Source organism: Pseudomonas carassii, from assembly GCF_036324045.1.
Lineage (GTDB): Bacteria > Pseudomonadota > Gammaproteobacteria > Pseudomonadales > Pseudomonadaceae > Aquipseudomonas > Aquipseudomonas peradeniyensis.
The window spans coordinates 70,775-90,554 of sequence record NZ_JAZDCT010000011.1; the positions used below are offsets into that span (position 1 = coordinate 70,775).

The 19,780-nt window shown below is 66.9% G+C and carries 21 protein-coding genes; 3 read left to right on the plus strand and 18 right to left on the minus strand.

Features of this window, described 5'->3' with window-relative positions:
- Positions 1–20: 20 nt before the first annotated feature.
- Positions 21–680, minus strand: coding sequence for a carbonic anhydrase (locus tag V0R62_RS10590; protein WP_330103689.1), 660 nt, complete (start codon positions 678–680; stop codon positions 21–23).
- 110 nt (positions 681–790) lie between these two features.
- On the opposite strand from V0R62_RS10590, the gene cynR reads away from it, so the two are divergent.
- A complete protein-coding gene (cynR, locus tag V0R62_RS10595; protein ID WP_330103690.1) occupies positions 791–1,678 on the plus strand; it encodes a transcriptional regulator CynR in 888 nt (295 codons plus the stop codon).
- Here cynR and V0R62_RS10600 read toward each other — a convergent pair.
- Positions 1,638–2,063, minus strand: a complete 426-nt coding sequence (locus V0R62_RS10600; RefSeq protein WP_330103691.1) for a hypothetical protein — start codon at positions 2,061–2,063, stop codon at positions 1,638–1,640. The genes cynR and V0R62_RS10600 overlap by 41 nt on opposite strands.
- Positions 2,064–2,147: 84 nt before the next feature.
- On the opposite strand from V0R62_RS10600, the gene V0R62_RS10605 reads away from it, so the two are divergent.
- Complete coding sequence (locus tag V0R62_RS10605; protein ID WP_330103692.1) at positions 2,148–2,504, plus strand: MerR family transcriptional regulator; 357 nt, start codon at positions 2,148–2,150, stop codon at positions 2,502–2,504.
- Between the two features lie 241 nt (positions 2,505–2,745).
- On the opposite strand, the gene V0R62_RS10610 is transcribed toward V0R62_RS10605, so the two are convergent.
- Positions 2,746–3,084, minus strand: coding sequence for a hypothetical protein (locus V0R62_RS10610; RefSeq protein ID WP_330103693.1), 339 nt, complete (start codon positions 3,082–3,084; stop codon positions 2,746–2,748).
- An 80-nt stretch (positions 3,085–3,164) separates the two neighbouring features.
- Positions 3,165–4,079, minus strand: coding sequence for a LysR family transcriptional regulator (locus tag V0R62_RS10615; RefSeq protein WP_330103694.1), 915 nt, complete (start codon positions 4,077–4,079; stop codon positions 3,165–3,167).
- Between the two features lie 228 nt (positions 4,080–4,307).
- Here V0R62_RS10615 and lysA point away from each other — a divergent pair, with 228 nt between their 5' ends.
- Entirely contained in the window at positions 4,308–5,537 is a 1,230-nt protein-coding gene (gene lysA, locus V0R62_RS10620) for a diaminopimelate decarboxylase (RefSeq protein ID WP_330103695.1), read from the plus strand.
- A gap of 14 nt (positions 5,538–5,551) precedes the next feature.
- Here lysA and V0R62_RS10625 read toward each other — a convergent pair whose 3' ends face one another.
- From V0R62_RS10625 to V0R62_RS10690, 14 genes are all read right to left on the minus strand, one after another.
- Positions 5,552–6,247: a response regulator gene (locus V0R62_RS10625; protein WP_330103696.1), complete on the minus strand. Its 696-nt coding sequence runs from the start codon at positions 6,245–6,247 to the stop codon at positions 5,552–5,554.
- Positions 6,244–8,898 (minus strand): sensor histidine kinase KdpD, encoded by a 2,655-nt coding sequence (locus V0R62_RS10630; protein WP_330103697.1) that lies wholly within the window; start codon positions 8,896–8,898, stop codon positions 6,244–6,246. Before V0R62_RS10630 ends, V0R62_RS10625 begins: the two co-directional genes overlap by 4 nt.
- Positions 8,899–9,057: 159 nt before the next feature.
- A complete protein-coding gene (gene kdpC, locus V0R62_RS10635; RefSeq protein ID WP_330103698.1) occupies positions 9,058–9,621 on the minus strand; it encodes a potassium-transporting ATPase subunit KdpC in 564 nt (187 codons plus the stop codon).
- 10 nt (positions 9,622–9,631) lie between these two features.
- Positions 9,632–11,686, minus strand: a complete 2,055-nt coding sequence (gene kdpB / locus V0R62_RS10640) for a potassium-transporting ATPase subunit KdpB (protein WP_330103699.1) — start codon at positions 11,684–11,686, stop codon at positions 9,632–9,634.
- A 10-nt stretch (positions 11,687–11,696) separates the two neighbouring features.
- Positions 11,697–13,391 carry a potassium-transporting ATPase subunit KdpA gene (kdpA, locus tag V0R62_RS10645; protein WP_330103700.1) on the minus strand — a complete coding sequence of 565 codons (1,695 nt, stop codon included), beginning with the start codon at positions 13,389–13,391 and terminating at the stop codon, positions 11,697–11,699.
- 9 nt (positions 13,392–13,400) lie between these two features.
- Positions 13,401–13,490, minus strand: a complete 90-nt coding sequence (kdpF, locus tag V0R62_RS10650) for a K(+)-transporting ATPase subunit F (protein ID WP_011534724.1) — start codon at positions 13,488–13,490, stop codon at positions 13,401–13,403.
- A 245-nt stretch (positions 13,491–13,735) separates the two neighbouring features.
- Complete coding sequence (locus tag V0R62_RS10655; RefSeq protein ID WP_330103701.1) at positions 13,736–14,779, minus strand: AI-2E family transporter; 1,044 nt, start codon at positions 14,777–14,779, stop codon at positions 13,736–13,738.
- Between the two features lie 12 nt (positions 14,780–14,791).
- The gene (locus V0R62_RS10660; protein ID WP_330103702.1) at positions 14,792–15,586 is read right to left on the minus strand and encodes a DUF4892 domain-containing protein; all 795 of its coding nucleotides are present in this window, start codon (positions 15,584–15,586) and stop codon (positions 14,792–14,794) included.
- 102 nt (positions 15,587–15,688) lie between these two features.
- Positions 15,689–16,543: an alpha/beta hydrolase gene (locus V0R62_RS10665; protein WP_330103703.1), complete on the minus strand. Its 855-nt coding sequence runs from the start codon at positions 16,541–16,543 to the stop codon at positions 15,689–15,691.
- Positions 16,540–17,328, minus strand: coding sequence for an alpha/beta fold hydrolase (locus tag V0R62_RS10670; protein WP_330103704.1), 789 nt, complete (start codon positions 17,326–17,328; stop codon positions 16,540–16,542). The genes V0R62_RS10665 and V0R62_RS10670 overlap by 4 nt, the downstream gene beginning before the upstream one ends.
- A gap of 89 nt (positions 17,329–17,417) precedes the next feature.
- Complete coding sequence (locus V0R62_RS10675) at positions 17,418–17,774, minus strand: hypothetical protein (RefSeq protein ID WP_330103705.1); 357 nt, start codon at positions 17,772–17,774, stop codon at positions 17,418–17,420.
- A 103-nt stretch (positions 17,775–17,877) separates the two neighbouring features.
- The gene (gene sixA / locus V0R62_RS10680; RefSeq protein ID WP_330103706.1) at positions 17,878–18,336 is read right to left on the minus strand and encodes a phosphohistidine phosphatase SixA; all 459 of its coding nucleotides are present in this window, start codon (positions 18,334–18,336) and stop codon (positions 17,878–17,880) included.
- On the minus strand, positions 18,333–18,680 hold the full coding sequence (locus V0R62_RS10685) for a DUF4389 domain-containing protein (RefSeq protein ID WP_186733896.1): 348 nt from the start codon (positions 18,678–18,680) through the stop codon (positions 18,333–18,335). The genes sixA and V0R62_RS10685 overlap by 4 nt, the downstream gene beginning before the upstream one ends.
- Before the next feature lie 11 nt (positions 18,681–18,691).
- A complete protein-coding gene (locus V0R62_RS10690) occupies positions 18,692–19,717 on the minus strand; it encodes an NAD(P)H-dependent glycerol-3-phosphate dehydrogenase (protein ID WP_186733895.1) in 1,026 nt (341 codons plus the stop codon).
- Positions 19,718–19,780: the final 63 nt, after the last annotated feature.

Here is a 19,780-nt window from a genome sequence, read left to right on the forward strand (position 1 = left end):
TCCTTGGGTTGAAAAAAGGTTCAGGCAACGTGCCGGGAAGCGTGGGAAACAGCGCGGACTCCTGGGTTGTCCGCCAGGGATACGAACCGGCCAGTGCGTCCGTCGAAGGCGTCGATGCGACCGCTCTCGATGTCGTAGATCCATCCATGCAGGGCCACGCGGCCCTCTTCAAGGGCCAGACGCACCGAGGGATGGGTCTGGATGTTGGCCAGCTGGGCGATCACGTTCTCTCGCACCATGGCCTCGACCTTGGCGAGAGGGGTTTGATGCGGTCGGGCTTCGTTGACCACACGGGCGGAGTCGGCGTAGCGCAACCAGCCGGCCACGGCGGGCATGTGGTCCAGGCACTTGCAGGTGGCGATGGCGGTCATGGCGCCGCAGTCGGAGTGGCCGCAGATGACGATGTCGGCCACTTGCAGGGCGGCGACGGCATACTCGACCGAGGCCGACACCCCGCCGGGTTCAGGTCCGTAGGACGGCACGATGTTGCCGGCGTTGCGGATGACGAACAGGTCGCCGGGTTCACGCTGGGTAACCAGTTCGGGCACCAGGCGGCTGTCGGAGCAGGAGATGAACAGCGCCCGTGGGCTTTGCTGGGTGGCCAGGTCCTTGAACAGCTTGACCCGCTCGGGGAAGGCGTCGCGCTGGAACTTCAGGAAGCCGTCGATGATGTCTTGCATGGCTGATGCCTCAGTGTCGCGGTGTGTGAGGCAAAGGTTAGGCGGTTGATTACATAAGGTAAAAGTCTAATTTATGATGAACTGCATCCGTTTATCTTATGGGTATGAGCATGCTTGCCCGACACATCCAGTACTTCCTCGCCGTGGCGCAACACCATGGTTTCACGCGGGCCGCGGCAGCCCTGCATGTCTCTCAGCCGGCCCTGTCACAACAGATCAGACAACTGGAGGAAAGCCTTGGCGCACAGCTGTTCGATCGCTCGGGGCGCACCACACGGCTGACCGATGCCGGCGAGGTCTACCTGCGCTATGCAAGGCGGGCGGAGCAGGAACTGCTGGAAGCCCGGCGCGCCATCCATGACGTGGCTGACCTGAGTCGCGGGTCGCTGCGGGTAGCGGTGACGCCGACCTTCACCAGCTACCTGGTCGGACCGTTGGTAGAGGCTTTCCACAACCACTACCCGAATATCACCCTGAACCTGAGCGAAATCGCCCAGGAGCGCATGGAAGCGCTGCTGCTGGCCGATGAGCTGGATGTCGGCATCGCCTTCGACGAGGTCCACGCCCAGGACATAGATACCCAACCGCTGCTGGTCGAAACCCTGGCCATGGTGGTCGGCCGTCACCATCCATTGGCCGAGAAGAGCGCCGTCGGACCAGAAGCCCTGAATGACGAATCGATGATCCTGCTGAGCAGCGAGTTCGCCACCCGCGAGCAGATCGAGCGCTACTGTCGCCAGCACGGCATACGCCCGCAGGTCCGGATGGAGGCCAACGCCGTCGGCGCGGTGATCGAAGTGGTGCGCAGGACGACGCTGTCGACCCTGCTGCCCGCCGCCGTCACCCTGGCCCACGACGACCTGGTCGCCGTCGCTCTCGATCCATCGCGCCTGCAACGCGCCGCCGTGCTGATACAACGCAAGGGCGGCTACCAGAGTGCGGCGGCGCGGGCGTTCATCAAACTGGCTGCGCAGGTGGCGGCACGCTTTGCACCTTGACTGGAAGCCACTGAGCAATTGCCCACAACACTTCGAGCACGAATATGCCCCACAGCAGTCCGGACGCCCCATGGGCCAGCGCATATGCCTGCCAGGTCGCGAACAGTACCCGTCCTGCCGCGTCATAGCGCCCGAACCGTACCTGCGGATGACGTATCCGCAACCACGCCCAGACGCACACGATCGACCCCATCAGGTTGGCCATCATCATCTGCAACGGGTCGAACACCGCCAGGTTGCCACCCAGGCCAAGCCCGGTGTGAAGCGCGCCCAGCCAGTCATGCAACAGGGCAAAGCCCCAAGGCGTGACAAAACCGACCGTGACCAACAGATCGTAGATGCCGCTGGCGCGCACCAGCTTGCGGTATCGGGCCTTGCTCCACATGCTCACCTCCTCTTCCAATGAATGAGGGCACGAGGCTAAAGCGTGGAGTAAGCTCCAAGGTCAAGCCCCCATCAGGAAGATTCTGTGCGCATCGGTGAACTGGCCCAGGCCTGCGGCGTGAGTCGCGACACATTGAGGTTCTACGAGGAACGCGGGCTGATTCACGCGCAGCGTCGGGCCAACGGCTATCGCGACTACCCTCAGGAGACGGCGCAGTTGGTGCTGTTCATCCGCACAGCCCAACGACTGGGTTTCAGCCTGAATGAAATCGGCGCCAACGTGAAACAGCTCTGGCAAGCCGAAGACCCCGACCAGGCAGTTGAGGCACTGCTGCGCGACAAGCTGGCGTTGATCGAGCAGCGTCTCGAAGAACTTGGACAATTGCGGACGGCACTAAGGCAACGGCTGACACTGGCGTGCCCGCTGCGAGCGGATATTTAGCCGCGATGTTCGCGCGATTTCTTCGTGACCGACAGTACCGTTGCCGTCACGGTCGATAATCCGGAACATCGCAGGCGCCACCGAACTAATTGCCTGCCAGGCGAACATGCCGAGCAAAAGGCAGATGGAACACAGTCGGGCCAACGAGCACAGGGGAGGAAATCCCTATCGAGGGATGCGGCAAAGCCTGCACCCTGGCCGCGAGCCGTCCAGGCTTCCATAGCCCACATGTGCTAGGGGGTCAGCTCAACTGCGCAATCAACACCGCATTGGTGTAGATCAGGCTGCCATCGCTGGCCCGATGCCCGACCAGGTGGAACTGGCCCCGCTCGTCGTCGCTCAAGTAGACGCGCAGGCGGCAGTCGGACAGCGGGCCATAGCCTTCGGGCAATACCAGGTTCAGCGTGTCCATGTCGACATCCACCATCGCTTCAGACTCGTGGCTTTGCTGCAGGCGCTCTTCGGCCTGCTCCAGCGCCGTATGGGCCGGGCCCTGGATGTCGAAATGAATGTCGCCCACCGGGGTGGACCGGCGGTCACCGTTGCTTTTGCACCAGCCTTCGATTGTCAGGGTACTCATGGGCAATCCTCATGCTGCGGACCATTTTTGATCACTGCTGCAGCGGTTGACTCCAGCCTTGTCCGAAACGTTCCAACGGGTCAGACACCTCTGGCCAGTGCGCGCTCCATCGCCCTGGCCTGTACCCGCAGCGCCTGGCAGAAGGGTTCCAGCACCGCCGACGCCGGTCTCAGCTCCGGCCTGATCAGCATGACCTGATACGGTATGGAGAGACTCAACCGCCGGATCGGCAAGCCACCCTGCCCCGCTTCCAGCCCGCTCATCGGGTTGATGATCGCCACGCCCAAGCCCTGCCGGACCATCGCGCACACCGACGCCGCGCTGGTGGTTTCGATGATCGTGCGGCGGTTCACCCCGGCTTCGCGGAAGTGCCGGTCCAACTGTTGCCGGTAGATGTCCAGGCTGGCCAGGTTGATGAAGTCGATCTCATGGAAGTCGTGCAGCTCAAGCACCGGCTTGGCCAGCAACGGATGCTGCTCGGGCAGCACGCAGACCATATCGGCACTGAACAGCAGCTCCCCGACCGCGCCCCTGGGCACCTGCCCGGTTTCGGTCAGGCCGAGGTCGTGCTGCTGGGCAACCAGTGACTCTTCCAGCAACGGCGATTCCTGGGCGGTGATGCTCACGCTGACGCCCGGGTGTTGCTGGTGGAATACCTTGCAGGCCTTGGGCAGTAGTGTCTGCGAGAACAGCGGCAGGCAGGTGATGGCCAGCCGGCCCTGCTCGAAATTGCGGATGGCCTGGGCGAAGCGGTCGATGCGCTCCAGGCCGACGAAGGCGCGCTCAACCTCCTCGATCAGCAGCAAGGCCTGGGCCGTGGGCGCCAGGCGCCCGCCTTCGCGCTCGAACAGGTTCAAACCGGTGACCTGCTCCATGCGCGCCAGCTCGCGGCTGACGGTGGGCTGCGAGGTGAACAGCAGGCGGGCGGCGCCGGTGACGCTGCCGGCGGCCATAATGGCGCGGAACACTTCGATGTGGCGGATGGAGAGTTTCATGGGGGGATGCAACGCCTGAACGTTTGGCAGAGACCTGTAGGAGCGGGCTTGTCCCGCGAACACCGGCAACGCGGTGGATGGCACCGGCTTTGCCGGTGTTCGCGGGACAAGCCCGCTCCTACAGCAATCGAATGTATATCAAATACGGATGACCTTCTGAAAATTATCTATTTTTATGAATCATCCAACTCGCTCAAGATCGGTGCATCCATTACAAGGAACACCACCATGACCACCACCCTCCTGGCCCAGGCCGTCCGCCAGCACGGTTCCCCGCTGTGGGCCTACGACGCCCAGACCATCCACCAGCGCATCGACCAGCTGCAGCAGCACTTCGACACGGTCCGCTTCGCGCAGAAGGCCAACCCCAACCTGCACGTCCTGCGCCTGATGCGCGAACGTGGCCTGGTGCTCGATGCCGTGTCGCTGGGGGAAATGGAGCGTGCCTTCGCGGCCGGGGCGACGGTAGACGGCGATCCGGCCGGCGTGGTGCTGACCTGCGACGTATTGGACCAGCCCACCCTCGCACGGGCGATCGAAACGAAGATCGAAGTGAACGCCGGCTCCATCGACATGCTTCGCCAGCTGGGCGAGCACTCCCCCGGGCACCGGGTATGGCTGCGCATCAACCCGGGCTTCGGCCACGGCCACAGCCGCAAGACCAACACCGGAGGCGAGAACAGCAAGCACGGCATCTGGCACGAGCAATTGCCCGAGGCGCTGGCCTGCGTGAAACAGCACGGATTGCACCTGGTGGGCGTGCACATGCACATCGGCTCGGGGGTGGACTACGCGCACCTGGAGCAGGTGGCCGGTGCCATGGTCGGGCTGGTCGGCAAGCTGGGCATGGATATCGAGGCCTTCTCCATCGGTGGCGGACTGTCCACGCCGTACCGCAGCGATGACCAACCGGTAGACCTACAACGCTACGCCCGCACCTGGGCGGTGGCTCGGGCCGAGATCGAAACCATGCTCAGCCACCCCGTGCGCATGGAGATCGAACCGGGCCGCTTCCTGGTGGCAGAGTCAGGTTGCCTGGTGACCGAGGTGCGCGCCGTCAAGCAGATGGGCGACCGGCACTACATCCTGGTCGATGCCGGCTTCAACGACCTGATGCGTCCAGCGATGTACGGTGCCTACCACCGTATGAGCCTGTTCGATGCGGTGGGCCGGCCCGTAAGCCGCCCGCTGCAGCCGACCGTGGTGGCCGGGCCGCTGTGCGAGTCGGGGGATGTGTTCACCCAGAACGACGAGGAACTGACCCCGCAGCAACTGCCCCAGGCCAAGGTGGGCGATCTGCTGGTGATTCACGATGCGGGAGCTTACGGGGCGTCGATGTCGTCGAACTACAACAGCCGCCCCCTGCTGCCTGAATTTCTGATCGAACAGGGCAACCTGCGCATGATCCGCCGGCGCCAGACCGTGCAGGAGCTTTTGGCACTGGAACTGGGTGTTTAACGCCCAGCCCGCTCCTACAGGGTCGGCGTCACCAACCGATACCCCACCCCCGCCTCGGTAACGATGAACCGCGGCGCCGTGGGGTCATCCCCCAGCTTCTGCCGCAGATGCCCCACCACGATGCGCAGGTAGTGGGTGTCGTCCACGTGGGTCGGCCCCCAGATGTCCTTCAGCAGTTGCTGCTGGGTGATCACCCGCCCCGGATGCCCGGCCAGCTGCGCCAGCAGCGCGTACTCCTTGCGCGTCAGCGCCACCTCGACGCCCTCCAGGGTCACCTTGCGAAAGGCGAAGTCCACCACCAGCGGCCCGAAGCTCGCCGCCGACGACACGGTGCCCACCTGGGGCGCCTGACGCAGCAACGCCCGCACCCGGGCGAGAAATTCCTGGATGCCGAACGGCTTGGTCACGTAGTCGTTGGCCCCGCCATCCAGTGCATCGACCTTCTGCACCTCGCTGGCGCGCACCGACAGCACCATCACCGGTACCGCGCTCCACTCACGCAGCTCACGCAGCACCTGCTGGCCGTCCATGTCCGGCAGGCCCAGGTCGAGCACCACCAGGTCGGGCCTGTTCAGCGCAGCCTGGGCCAGGCCCTCGCTGCCGGTGGCGGCTTCAAGCACCTTGTAGCCCTGGGACGCCAGGCTGATACGCAGGAACTTGCGGATCTGCGGCTCGTCGTCGATGACCAGCAGGGTGGCGGCTTGGCTCATGGGGCTTCACTTTCGGTTTCAGGTTGAGTGGGCAGCGGCAAGCATAGAGTGATGCAGGTGCCGTGGCCATCGATGCCGTCATCGACCAGGATGCGCCCACCATGGGCGCCTATCATGCCCTGACAGATCGCCAGGCCCAGGCCGGTGCCCTGCCCGCCCCGGTCACCGCGGGCGGCGGTGTAGAACATGTCGAAGATCTTCTCGCGCTCGTCCGGGGGGATGCCGGGACCTTCGTCGGCGACGGCGAAGCACAGCTGTTCGTCGCGCACCGAAACCTGCAGCTCCAGACGGCCCTGCGGCGGGGAGAAACGGGCGGCGTTCTCCAGCACGTTGATCAGCGCTTGCTCGATCAACGCCGCATGCACGAACAGCAGCGGCAGCTCGGGCGGCACTTCGGTGTGCACGCGCAGGGGCGCCAGCACCACGCGCAGGCGATTGAGGGCACTGCCGACGATGTCGGCCGGGGCCACCCAGTCGCGGGCCAGCTTGAGGGTGCCGTGGCCCAGGCGGGTCATGTCCAGCAGGTTCTGGATGTAGCGGTCCAGGCGCTCGGCTTCGTTGCGGGTGCCTTCGAGCAGTTCGCGGCGGCCGTCCGGGGGAATGGCGTCACCCAGGGCCAGCAGGCTGTCGATGCTGCCGCGCATCGAGGTCAGCGGGGTGCGCAGGTCGTGGGACACCGAGGCGAGCAAGGCGCTGCGCAGTTGCTCGGTTTCACCGTGCAGGCGCGCGGCTTCCAGTTGCTCGCCAAGACGGGCACGGGCCAGGGCCTGGGCCAGGGGTTGTGCCAGGGCCTTCAGCAGGCGGCGGCGTTGAGCACTCAGTGGCTCGCCATCGCGGGGGCGAATGCCGAGCAACGCCAGGGGTTGCTCTTCCACGGCCAACGGCCACCACCACCAACGACCGTGAGGCAAGGTATCGCTGCCAAAGCCCGCGGCCTGGCCATGCTGCCAGGCCCAATCAGCGGCGGCGCGTTCGTTGTCGGTGAAGGCATGGTTGCCGCCGCTGGCGACCTGCAGCAAGCCATCGGCGCTGCGTTCGAGCAGGCACACCTGCACGTCCTGCCAGCCATCCATATGTTGGCCGGCGGCGCTGAACACGGCCTGGCGGTCGGTGGCCACGGTCAGGCGGCGCGACAGGTCGAGCAGCTGGTTGGTCTGCGCCTGGGTCTCGCGCAGGGCCTGCAGCTGACGGCGCTGGCGAGCGGCAAGATTGCCGGTGAGCGCGGCCATCAGCAGGAAGAACACCAGGGTCAGCACGTCTTCTTCGCGCTGGATGGCGAAGGAGAAGTTCGGCGGAATGAACAGGAAGTCATAGGTCAGGAACGACAACGCCGCGCAGGCCAACGCCGGGCCCAGGCTGCTGCGCACCGCCACCAGCAGCACGGCGGCGAGGAATACCAGGGAGATGTTGGGCAGCGCCAGCATGCTCGACACAGCCCAGGCCAGGCCGGTGGCCAGCACGGTAGCGAACAGCGCCAGCAGGTAGTGACGCCATACCCAGACGCGCTTGACCGCCGCCCGCGCCAGTTGTGGCTGCGCGTCGCGGTCGAGCACGTTGATCTCCAGGCCGTGGCTCTCGCGCAACAGGCGCGCGGCGACGCCGGCGCCGAAGAAGCGCCGACGCAGCAGATCGCGGGACTGCCCTACCAATACCAGGCTGGCGCGGCGCTCGGCGGCATGCTGGATCAGCGTGCGCGCCACCTCGCCAGCGCGCAGCAGCACCACTTCGCCGCCCAGGCGCTCGGCCAGCTGCTGGGCGGCCTGCAGGCGATGGCGAGCGGTCTCGTCGCGCAACCGACCATTGTCCACATGCACCACGCTCCACGGCAGGTGGCGACGCTGGGCCACGCGACAGGCATGGCGCACCAGACGCTCGGCCTGGTCATCGCCGTCGATGCCCACCAGCAGGCGACCGCGCAGGGCCGGGGCTTCCTGGCCGCGCTGGCGGTAGCCGCTGGCCAGGTCCGCGTCGACCTGGGCGGCGGCGGTCTGCATGGCCAGCTCGCGCAGGGCGGTGAGGTTGGTCTGGGAGAAATAAGCCTCGATGGCCGCCCGCGCCTGTTCGGGCACGTAGACTTTGCCCTCGCGCAGGCGCTCGAGCAGTTCACGGGGTGGCAGGTCGATCAGCACCAGTTCGAAGGCTTCCTGCAGCACCCAGTCAGGCAGGGTCTCGCGCACCTGCACGCCGGTGATGTCGCGGACCTTGTCGTTGAGGCTTTCCAGGTGCTGGACGTTGACCGTGGTGTACACATCGATGCCGGCGGCGAGCAGCTCCTGCACGTCCTGCCAGCGCTTGGCGTGACGGCTGCCGGGGGCGTTGGTGTGGGCCAGTTCGTCGACCAGCACCAAGGGGGGCGTGGCCTTGAGCAGGCCGTCGAGGTCCATTTCCTCGAGCATCACGCCACGGTACTCGCTGCGCAGCAGCGGTTGCTGGGTCAGGCCACCGAGCAGGGCCTCGGTCTCGGCACGGCCGTGGGTCTCGACCACGCCGGCCACCACGCGCACGCCCTGGCGTTGCTGGGCGTGGGCGGCCTGCAGCATGGAAAAGGTCTTGCCGACCCCGGGCGCGGCGCCGAGAAATACCTTGAGCCTGCCCCGACCTTCCCGGGGCAGGCCCGCCAACAGCGCGTCGGCGCGGGCGGAGTCACTCATGTCTTGTCCTTTGGTTGTGCGGTGATCGGTGGGCGCAGGGCCTGCTTTGCAGGCATTCGCGGGCAAGCCCGCTCCCACAGGTTCGGCGCAGTTCTCAAGGTCAGCGCAGTACCTGTGGGAGCGGGCTTGCCCTCGATGGGCCGCAAAGCGGCCCCACTTTCAGCGCTGGGCCACAGGCGCCAGGCGCTCAAGCGCCTGGTTCAGCGCCAGCACATTGACCACGGGCGGCCCGACCAGTGGACGCAGGGTGGCCTCATTCACCAACGCTTGCAAGCGTTCCTCCGAGACCTGCCGCGCCGCCGCCACGCGCGGCAGCTGGTAAGCGATCGCCTCGGGCGGCAGATGCGGATCCAGCCCGCTGCCCGAGGTGGTCAGCAGCGCTTGAGGCACCGGCCCCTGCTGCCCCTGGTACTGCGCGGCGGCATCAGTCTTCACGCGCTCGGCCAGCGCCGGATTGCTCGGCGCCAGGTTGCTGGCGCCACTGGCCACGGTGGCATAGGCACCCGCCGAAGGCCGCGACTGGAACCAGGCGTCACCCTTGAACTCCTGGGCGATCAGCGCCGAGCCACGAACCTCGCCACGGTCATCGCGCACCAGGCTGCCGTTGGCCTGCTTGGGGAAGGCGACCTGGGCAATACCGGTCACCGCCATGGGATACAGCGCGCCGGTGATCACGGTCATCAGCAGGACCAGGCTCAGGGCCGGGCGTACATAAGCGGTCATGTCAGTCTCCTCAGACCAGGTGCAGCGCAGTGAGCAACATGTCGATCAGCTTGATCCCGGCGAACGGCACGATGATGCCGCCCACGCCGTAGATCAGCAGGTTGCGCCGCAGCAGGTGGGCGGCGCTGGCGGCCTGCACCCGCACCCCGCGCAGGGCCAGGGGGATCAGCACGATGATGATCAGCGCGTTGAACACGATGGCCGAAAGGATCGCGCTCTGCGGGCTGGCCAGGTGCATCAGGTTGAGCACGCCCAGTTGCGGGTAGATGGCGGCGAACAGCGCCGGCAGGATGGCGAAGTACTTGGCCACGTCGTTGGCGATGGAGAAGGTGGTCAGCGCGCCGCGGGTGACCAGCAGTTCCTTGCCCACCTGCACCACGTCCAGCAGCTTGGTCGGGTCGCTGTCCAGGTCGACCATGTTGGCGGCCTCGCGGGCGGCCTGGGTGCCGTCGTTCATGGCCATGCCCACGTCGGCCTGGGCCAGGGCCGGGGCGTCGTTGGCGCCGTCACCGCACATGGCGACCAGGCGGCCATCGTTCTGCTCCTGGCGGATGCGCGCCAGCTTCTTCTCCGGGGTGGCTTCGGCGAGCACGTCGTCCACACCGGCCTCGGCGGCGATGGCGGCGGCGGTCAGCGGGTTGTCGCCGGTGACCATCACGGTACGGATACCAAGCTTGCGCAGTTCGGCGAAGCGCTCGCGGATACCGGGCTTGACCACGTCCTTGAGGTGGATCACGCCGAGCAGGTGCTTGTCGACGCACACCAGCAGCGGGGTGCCGCCACTCTGTGCGATGCGCTCGACCTCACGGGCCAGGGCGCTAGGCAGCTCCAGGCGTTGCATGCCGCAGAAAGCCAGCACCGCGTCGACGGCACCCTTGCGGTAGCGGCGCTGCTGGAAATCGATGCCCGACAGGCGGGTCTCGGCACTGAAGGCGATGGCTTCGTACTGCTCGGTCGAAGGTTCGGCAAAGTCGTGCAGTTGACGCAGGTACTCGACGATCGACTTGCCCTCGGCGGTGTCGTCGGCCAGCGAGGCAAGCAAGGCGCCCTCCCCCAGCTCCTTGGCGGTCACCCCGGAGGCGGCGTGCAGGGCGCTGCAGCGGCGGTTGCCGAAGGTGATGGTGCCAGTCTTGTCGAGCATCAGGGTGTGCACGTCGCCGGCTGCTTCCACCGCACGGCCGGAGCGGGCGATCACGTTCAGGCGCACCAGGCGGTCCATGCCGGCGATGCCGATGGCCGACAGCAGGCCACCGATGGTGGTGGGGATCAAGGTCACCAACAGCGCGGCGAGGAAGATCAGCGGCAGTTCGCCGCCGGCGAAGCGGGCGAATGGCTGCAGGGTCACTACCACGATCAGGAAGATCAGGGTCAGGCCGATCAGCAGGATGTCCAGGGCGATCTCGTTGGGAGTCTTCTGGCGCTTGGCGCCTTCGACCAGGGCGATCATGCGGTCCAGGGTCGACTCGCCCGGGTTGCTGGTGATGCGGATCAGCAGCCAGTCGGAGACCAGGCGGGTGTTGCCGGTGACCGCCGAGCGGTCGCCGCCGGACTCGCGGATCACCGGGGCGGATTCGCCGGTGATCGCCGACTCGTTGACCGCGGCGATGCCTTCAAGCACCTCGCCGTCGCCGGGGATCATCTCGCCGGCCACGACGCGCACCACATCGTCCTTGCGCAGCTGGGTGGCAGCGATGGTCTCGAAGCTGCCATCACTTTTGCGGCGCTTGGCGGTCAGGCCCTGGCTGCCGGCCTTGAGGCTGTCGGCGCGGGCCTTGCCGCGGCCCTCGGCCAAGGCTTCGGCGAAGTTGGCGAACAGCACGGTGAACCACAGCCAGACGGCGATCTGCACCGCCACGCCGGTGCTCACGCCGCTGCCGGGCACTAAGCACAGCACGGTGGTGAGTACGGCGGTGAGGGCTACCACCAGCATCACCGGGGCGCGTTTGAGCTGGCGCGGGTCGAGCTTGACGAAAGCCTGGACCAGCGCCGGGCGCCACAACGCACTGAAGCGGGTCTGGTCCTTGGCGCCTTGACGCGCCTTCACTTCGGGAATGGGCATGTTCATTGTGTATTCCTCAGAAACCCAGGCTCAGGTGTTCGGCGATCGGCCCCAGGGCCAGGGTCGGCAGGAAGGTCAGGCCACCGACCAGCAGGATGGTCACCAGCAGCAGCGTGGTGAACAGCGGGCCGTGGGTGGGGAAGCTGTTGATGCCTTGCGGCGCGCTCTTCTTCGCCGCCAAGCTGCCGGCCAGGGCCAGCACCGGCAGGATGTAGCCGAAGCGGCCGATCAGCATGGCCAGGCCGATCATCACGTTGTGGTACGCCGTGTTGGCGCCGAAACCGGCGAAGGCCGAGCCGTTGTTGGCGGTGCCGGAGGTGTAGGCGTACAGCAGCTGGCTGAAACCGTGGGCGCCGGGGTTGGTCACCGCGCCGGCCGGCCCGGGCAGGCTGGCGGCGATGGCACCGAGGATCAGCACGCCCACCGGCATCACCAGCAGGCTCGCCACCAGCAGTTGCACTTCACGGGCCTGCAGCTTCTTGCCCAGGTACTCCGGGGTGCGGCCGATCATCAGGCCGGCCAGGAATACCGCGATCAACACGAACAGCAGCATGCCGTAGAGGCCCGCGCCGACGCCGCCGAAGATCACTTCGCCAAGCATCATGTTGACCATCGCCACCATGCCAGTAATCGGGTTGAGGCTGTCGTGCATGGCGTTGACCGAGCCGTTGGAGGCGGAGGTGGTGGTCACCGTCCACAACACGGAGCCGGTGGTACCGAAGCGGCTCTCCTTGCCTTCCAGCGGCGCGCTCTGCTGTACCTGGGCGCTTTCCAGGGCCGGGTTGGGCTGATGCTCCGACCACAGCGCGGTGCTGCCGCCGATCAGGAACAGCGCCAGCATGCAGGCGATGATCGCGCGGCTCTGGCGCAGGTCCTTGACGTAATGGCCGAAGGTGAACACCAGGGCCACCGGGATCAGGATGATCGAGGCCACCTCGAACAGGTTGCTCCAGGCCGTGGGGTTCTCGAACGGGTGCGCCGAGTTGACGCCGAAGAAGCCGCCGCCGTTGGTGCCCAACTGCTTGATGGCGATCTGGCTGGCGGCCGGGCCCAGCGGGATGGTCTGGTCGGTACCTTGCAGGGTCACGGCGTGAACGTAGTCGGCGAAGGTCTGTGGCACGCCCTGCCATACCAGCAGCAGCGCCAGCACCAGGCAAAGCGGCAGCAGGCCGTAGAGGGTGGCGCGGGTCAGGTCGACCCAGAAGTTGCCCAGGGTGCTGGCCGAGCGACGGGCGATACCCCGGCACAGGGCGACCAGCACGGCAAGGCCGGTGGCGGCGCTGACGAAGTTCTGTACGGTCAGGCCGATCATCTGGCTCAGGTAGCTGACCGAGGCTTCACCGCTGTAGGCCTGCCAGTTGGTGTTGGTCATGAAGCTGACCGCGGTGTTGAACGCCAGCGACCACTCCTGGCCCGGCAGGTGCTGCGGGTTGAGCGGCAGGCTGCCCTGCAGTTGCAGGACGCCGAACACCATCAAAAAACCGACCAGGTTGAAGGCCAGCAGGGCCAGGGTGTACTGCTTCCAGCTCTGTTCCTGGTCGGCGCGCACGCCGGCCACGCGGTAGCAGCCCTGCTCCACCGGGCCGAGGATCGGCGTCAGCCAGGTGCGCTGACCTTCCATCACCTTGTAGTAGAAACGCCCGAGCCAGGGCGCCGGCAGCAGCACGATGGCGAAGAACGCCAGCAGCAGCAGGTAATCGTAACTGTGCATGGTCGCCCCTTAGCCGCGATCGGCGCGCAGCAGCGCCACCAGCAGGTAAACCGCCAACGCCACTGCAAGAAGCAGTGACAGCCCGTCGAGCATGTACATGAGTGAATCTCCCCTGATTGCGGCGTGAGGGCCGCTTTGGGGAAATTGTCCGAGGGAGGGGCGTAAAGGGGCGAGATCGGGGGTGGGGTCAGGGCATAAAGAAAGCGTAAAGATCACGGATGCCGATGGTCGCCGTAGGAGCGGCCTTGTGCCGCGAAAGGGCCGCAAAGCGGCCCCAGGGCATCAACGTTGAAGCTGCAATCGCCGGGGCTGCCATGCAGCCCTTTCGCGGCACAAGGCCGCTCCTACACGTGCTGTGTGGAGTTGCGGCTCCAGTCCAGCAGCAGGCTGTACCCCACCGCCAGCAGGGTCGGCCCGATGAACAGGCCGATGAAACCGAACGCGATCAGGCCGCCGAACACACCCAGCAGCACGATCACCAGCGGCAGGTTGCCGCCCCGGCTGATCAGGTAGGGTTTGAGCACGTTGTCCACGCCACTGATGATGAACGTGCCCCATACCCCAAGGAACACCGCCATGCCATAGTCACCCTTCGACACCAGCCAGGCGGTGGCCGGTATCCAGGCCAGCGGCGGGCCCATCGGGATCAGGCTGAGCATGAAGGTCACCAGGCCCAGCACGATGGCCCCCGGCACGCCGGCGATCAGGAAGCCGATCAACGCCAGCAGCGCCTGGGCCGCGGCGGTACCGATCACGCCGTTGACCACCCGCTGCACGGTACCGGCCACCAGATCGACGTAGTACTCGGCGCGCTCGCCCACCAGCCGTTGCAGCAGGCGGTGGACGAAGGCCGCCAGCCGCGGCCCGTCGCGGTAGAAGAAGAACACGAACACCAGGCTCAGGGTCAGCTCCAGCACCCCGCCACCGATCTGCGCGCTGCGCGCCAGCAACCAGTTGCCGACCTGGCCCAGGTACGGTTTGGCCGACGCCAGCAAGGCCGCGCCCTGCTGGTCGAACGACTCCCACCAGCTCACCAGGCGCTCGCCCACGAACGGAATGCCCGCCACCCAGGCGGGCGCATCCGGCAGGCCATCGACCTGCACGTCGCGAATGAACGCGGTGGCATCGCGCACATGGTCGGCCAGGTTGAAACCCAGCCACACCAGCGGCAGGGCCACCAGCAGGATCCACACCGTGGTCAGCAGGCTCGCGGCGAGGGTTTCGCGCCCGCCGAGCACACGGGTCAGCAGGCGCATCAAAGGCCAGCTGGCAAAGGCCAGGATGGCGCCCCACAGCAGCGCCGAGATGAACGGTGCCATCACCCACAGCGCGGCGCCCAGCAGGGTCAGCAGCAGGATCTGGATCAACAGGCGGTCATTGTTGGCCATGGTGGCGCTCACTCAACGGATCAGTTCCAGGTGCAGGCCATCGGTCGGGGCGTCGCCGACCTCCAGCCGCGCGCTGCGCACGCCGGCCTTGACCAGTTGCTCGCGCCAGTCCTCGGCGCCCTTGCCACTGAGGCTGACGCGCAGGGTGCTGTCGAGGTTCAGGCTGCGGGCCAGCAACGTTGCCCAGGTAGCCTGGGGCTCGGCCAGATCAGGGTAGTCGAGCTTGCCGGTATCGCGCAGTTCGCGCAGCACCGTGGCGGCAGTGGGCAGCAAATCGCCCAGCGGGCTGCCGGCGACGAACTCCTCGACATGCAGGTAGGCGCGGCGGTTGCCGCGGGTCACGCTGTACAGCGCCACCAGGGTGTCGGCTTCCTCGGCTGAGCGACGCAACAGGATGAACGCCTGCTGCTCGTCACCGCCATTGAGCCGGGCATTGGCGAACACGTCGTTGGCCCACAGGCTGGCTTCGCCGCAGTCGCGCCCCTGGCACCAGAACAGCGGATAGCCGCCCTCCTGCTGCAGGGCCTCGCGGGCGCTGGTGAAGGCTTCGCGGGCGCTGCGCTCGACCGGCAGTTCGTAGGTCACGGAACTGACCTGGCCACGGCTCTCGATCTTGTCGTCGACCCGCAGGCGGCCGCTGATCTTGCGCAGCGGGCCCATGGGGTAGACCCGCTCCTGCTCCACCGCCGGGCGCTGGTCGACCACCTTGGCGTCAGGCGGTACCGGCAGGCTGCCGGCCCACAACAGGGGGCTGGCGATGGCGAGGCAGGCGGCGATGGCGCCGCGAACGAAAACAGGTGCGCTCATCGACCACCCTCGCAGGTGGCGGGGCAAGACGCGTGGATGTCTGGCATGTACATGGTTGTCTCCCTTTCAACCCGCCAAGCCTCGACACTTGTCCGGTGCAAGTCAAGGAATGCCAAAGAAGCGATTGAAACAGTCTGCGACAAGGGCCGCGCCCTCGACGTCGTTCAGGTGCAGGTGGTGGCCACCCGGCAGGGTCACCTGCTCGAAGGGTAGCTGCTCCAGCAGTTGCGTGTGGCGCGCCAGCATGCCGTCGGCGGCCACCACCAGGCAGGCCGGGCAGCTGATGCGTTTGACGAAGGCCATGGCCTGGTCCTGGTTCAGGCGAGTTGGCGAGGGCAAGGTCAGGCGGCTGTCGCTGCGCCAGCTGTAGCCGCCGGGCACCGGCATCAGGCCGCGCTGGGCCAACAGTTCAGCGGCTTCACGGCTGACCGCGACCATGCCCTTCATGCGCGCCTCGACGCCCTCCTCCAGGGTCGCGTACACCGATTTGCGCTTGCCTTCCAGGCGCAGTTGCGCCTGCAGCGCCAGCCCCAAGCGCTCGGCGGCGTCCTGTTCACTGAGCGTCGGCGGAATCACCCCGTCGATCAGCGCCAGGTGACTGACCCGCTCGGGCAAGGCCCCGGCCAGTTGCACCGAGATGATCGCGCCCAGCGAATGCCCCAGCAGGCCGAAGCGCTCCCAGCCCAGTTGCTCGGCAACCCGCAGCACGTCATGGGCGTAGTCGGCCAGGGCGTAGCCGGCGCCGACCGGGCGATGCTCGGAGTAGCCGTGCCCGGCCAGGTCCAGGGCGACAATGCGCAGTCCCTTCAGTTGCGGCGCCAGGCGGGCGAAGCTGTTGGCGTTGTCCAGCCAGCCATGCAGGGCGATCACCGGCAGGCCGTCGACCGGGCCGAACAGGTGCGCGGCCAGCTCGATATGGCCGAGCGTCAGGCGGATCTCCTCGACCTGGGCGCTCATGCCTGGCTCCAGCGGTCGAACAGGCCCTTGATCAGGCCTGCAGTGTCGGTGGGCCGCTCCAGCGGGAACATGTGCCCGCCCGGCAGGCTGTGGTACTCGCCCTTGGCCATGGCGCGCACGGCCAGGGCGTGGTGCTTGCGGATCACCCGGCTCTGGGCGCCGCGCACCATCGCCAGCGGCACCTGCAACTGGCGCGGCCGGGCCGGACTGACATGGGGAATGCTGCGGTAGATGCTGATCTCGGTGGCCGGGTCGAAGCGCAGGCGCAGGCCGTCCTCCCCCTGTTCCAGGCCATGTTCCAGGTAGGCTTCGAGGCAGTCCGGGTCGAAGTGGCGGAACAGGGTCTTGCCGGCAAAATAGTTGCGCGCGCTGTCGCGGTCGGGAAATGCCTCGCGCCGGCCCAGGGTGCGCCCGGCCGGGGTGATGCGGTCGATGAAGCCCAAGCGCTTGGCGGCCTGGATCAGCCACTCGTCCGCGCGGGTCAGCACCGGCGAGTCGAGCATCACCACCCCACGGTAGAACTCCGGACGGCGCAGCGCCGCATGCAGATGCAGCACGCCGCCCAGCGAGTGGCCGACACCCCAGACCGGCGCGTCCTGCTGCTCGAGGTGATGCAGCAGTTCGTCCACCAGGTTCTGCCAGTTGTCATTGACCGGAAACCGCGGGTCGTGAGCATGCTGCGCCAGGTGCTGGACCTCGTAGTCCGGCCCCAGGGCGGCGAACAGCTTGCCGTAGGTGGCCGAGGGGAAGCCGTTGGCGTGGGCGAAGAAGATCTGCTGCGACATGGCCGCCTGCTCTGCACGGGGATGGATGGCCCATTGTCGGCAAGCCGAACCTCGGCGGCAACGTTCGGATAGGTCATCGCCAGTGACGATCAGGTCATCGAGCAGTGCTCGAGGCTGGCCAGCGAACGGTGCAGGCAGGCGCGCATGTAGCCCAATTGCCATTCCAGCGCTTCGCGGGCCAGGCTGCGGTCCGCTTCATTGTCGACCAGCCGGCGCAAGGCCAGGCAGCTGGTCTGCAGCAGGTGGGCCATGCGAATGCTGGCCTGGCGCAACTGCTCGAGCTCGTACTGGCCTTCGAAGCGGCGCATCAACTGGTCGAGCTTGGCGTCGGCGCAGTCCTGCAACAGGCGGTATTCCGCGAAGTCCAGGGCACGCGCGTCACTCAGCTTGTCGAGCAGCGGTTGCGGGTTAACGGAGCGCACCAGCTCCAAGCGATAACTGCTCATTTGCCTCTCCCTGTGCCTGCGCGGCCCCATGATACATCCCCGGCGCCACGCTACTTGGCCAGGCGACAGGCTGGCAACTGACAGAAATGCCAGTTGTCGGGGCTCAGCCGGAATGACGCAGGCCAAGCAGGGTCATCAGCCCCGCCAGTGGCCAGTCCCCCTCCAGTTCGGCCAGGCTCGCCGTGCTCAACGGCGCCGGTTGCTGGCCATGGCCATGCTCGAGCAGACCGACCAGGGTCCCCACCAGCGGCTGGTGGCTGACCAGCAGCACATGCTCGAGCCCCAGGCGCTCGACCTCGCCGATCACCTGCTGCACGTCGCTGTCCGGCGTAAGCCAGGGCACCGTGCGCACCGGCTCGGCAAAGCCCAGCGCGCCGTGCACCAGGGCGGCGGTCTGCTGGGCGCGCACGTAGGGGCTGGCGATGATCGCCTGCAACGGCTGGCCGAGCAGGTGCGCGGCGCTGCGCAGCACCTGCTCGCGACCGTGGGCGGTCAGGCGTCGCTCGGCATCGCTGTTGGCCCGGGGTTCCGCCTCGCCGTGGCGCAGCACCCAGAGCTTCACAGCTTGGGCTCCTCGTCACGTACCGGATGCGCTGCCGGGGCGACGGCGTGCGGCGCCTCGCCCTCCGGGGCGCGCGGCGTCGGCCAGTCGGCGAACGGCCAGGGTTTCTGGTCCGAATGGAAGGTGCCGAACCGACCGATCTGCGCCAGGTACTGGCTGAGGCTGTCGCCGAAGTTCATCAGGCTGGCGCTGGGCGCGCCGTAGATCAGCCGATAGATCAGTTGCACCAGCACCAGGCCGCCAAGCAGCAGCTCGGCCAGTTGCCAGGCCACCAGGAACACCAGCATCCACAGCACCCGCAGGATGATCGACTCGCGCTGGGCGCGCTCAGGGGTATCGTTCATGGGTCGCTCCTTCAGTTGAAACCGCTGGTGGAAATGAAATCGACATCGGTCTTGGGCTCGGCGCGCATCAGGTGCTCGATCACCTGGTTGAGCGTGCGCCCTTCGAACAGGATCGCGTGCAGGCCCGCCACCAGCGGCATGTACACGCCCACTTCCTGGGCCTTGGCCTTGAGCACCTTGAGCGTGTTGACGCCCTCGGCCACCTCGCCCAGGCGGCTGACCGCCTGTTCCAGGCTCAGGCCCTGGCCCAGGGCGTGGCCGACCTGGTAGTTGCGGCTCTTGGGCGACGAGCAGGTGACGATCAGGTCGCCGACCCCGGCCAGCCCCAGGAAGGTCATGGGGTTGGCGCCCTGGCTCACGGCGAAGCGAGTCATCTCGGCCAGGGCGCGGGTGATCAGCATGCTCTTGGTGTTCTCGCCCATCCCCAGGGCCACAGCCATGCCGGCGATGATGGCGTAGACGTTCTTCAGCGCGCCGCCCAGTTCGACACCGAAGCGGTCGGCACTGGCGTAGACGCGGAAGGTACGGCCATGCAGCACGGCCTGTACCTGCTGGCACAGCGCCTCATCCTCGCTGGCGACCACGGTGGCGGTCAGCGCATGCTCGGCGATCTCGCGGGCCAGGTTGGGGCCCGACAGCACGCCGATGCGCGCCTGGGGGGCGATCTCTTCGAGGATCTGGCTCATCAGCTTGAAGGTGTGCGCCTCGATGCCCTTGGTCAGGCTGACCAGGCCTTTGCCGCGCAGCAGCTCGGCATGGGGCGCGAGCACGCTGCGCAAGGCGCTGGAGGGCAAGGCGACGAAGATCAGCGCGCTGCCCTGCAGGGTGGCGAGCAGATCGTTGACCGGCTCGACGCCGTCGTGCAGGCGGATGCCCTTGAGGTAGCGCGGGTTCTCGCGATCGACGCGCATCGCCTCGGCCTGCGCCGGGTCGCGCATCCACTGCCGCACCGGATGGCCGTTCTCGGCCAGGAGGTTCGCCACGGCGGTGCCGAAGCTGCCGCCTCCAAGAACCGCAACAGGTTGCTGTTCAGTCATATCCAATCCGTTAACCAATAAAGTAAGTGGCGACCCGGGCATTATACGGTGCCGATGCGACAG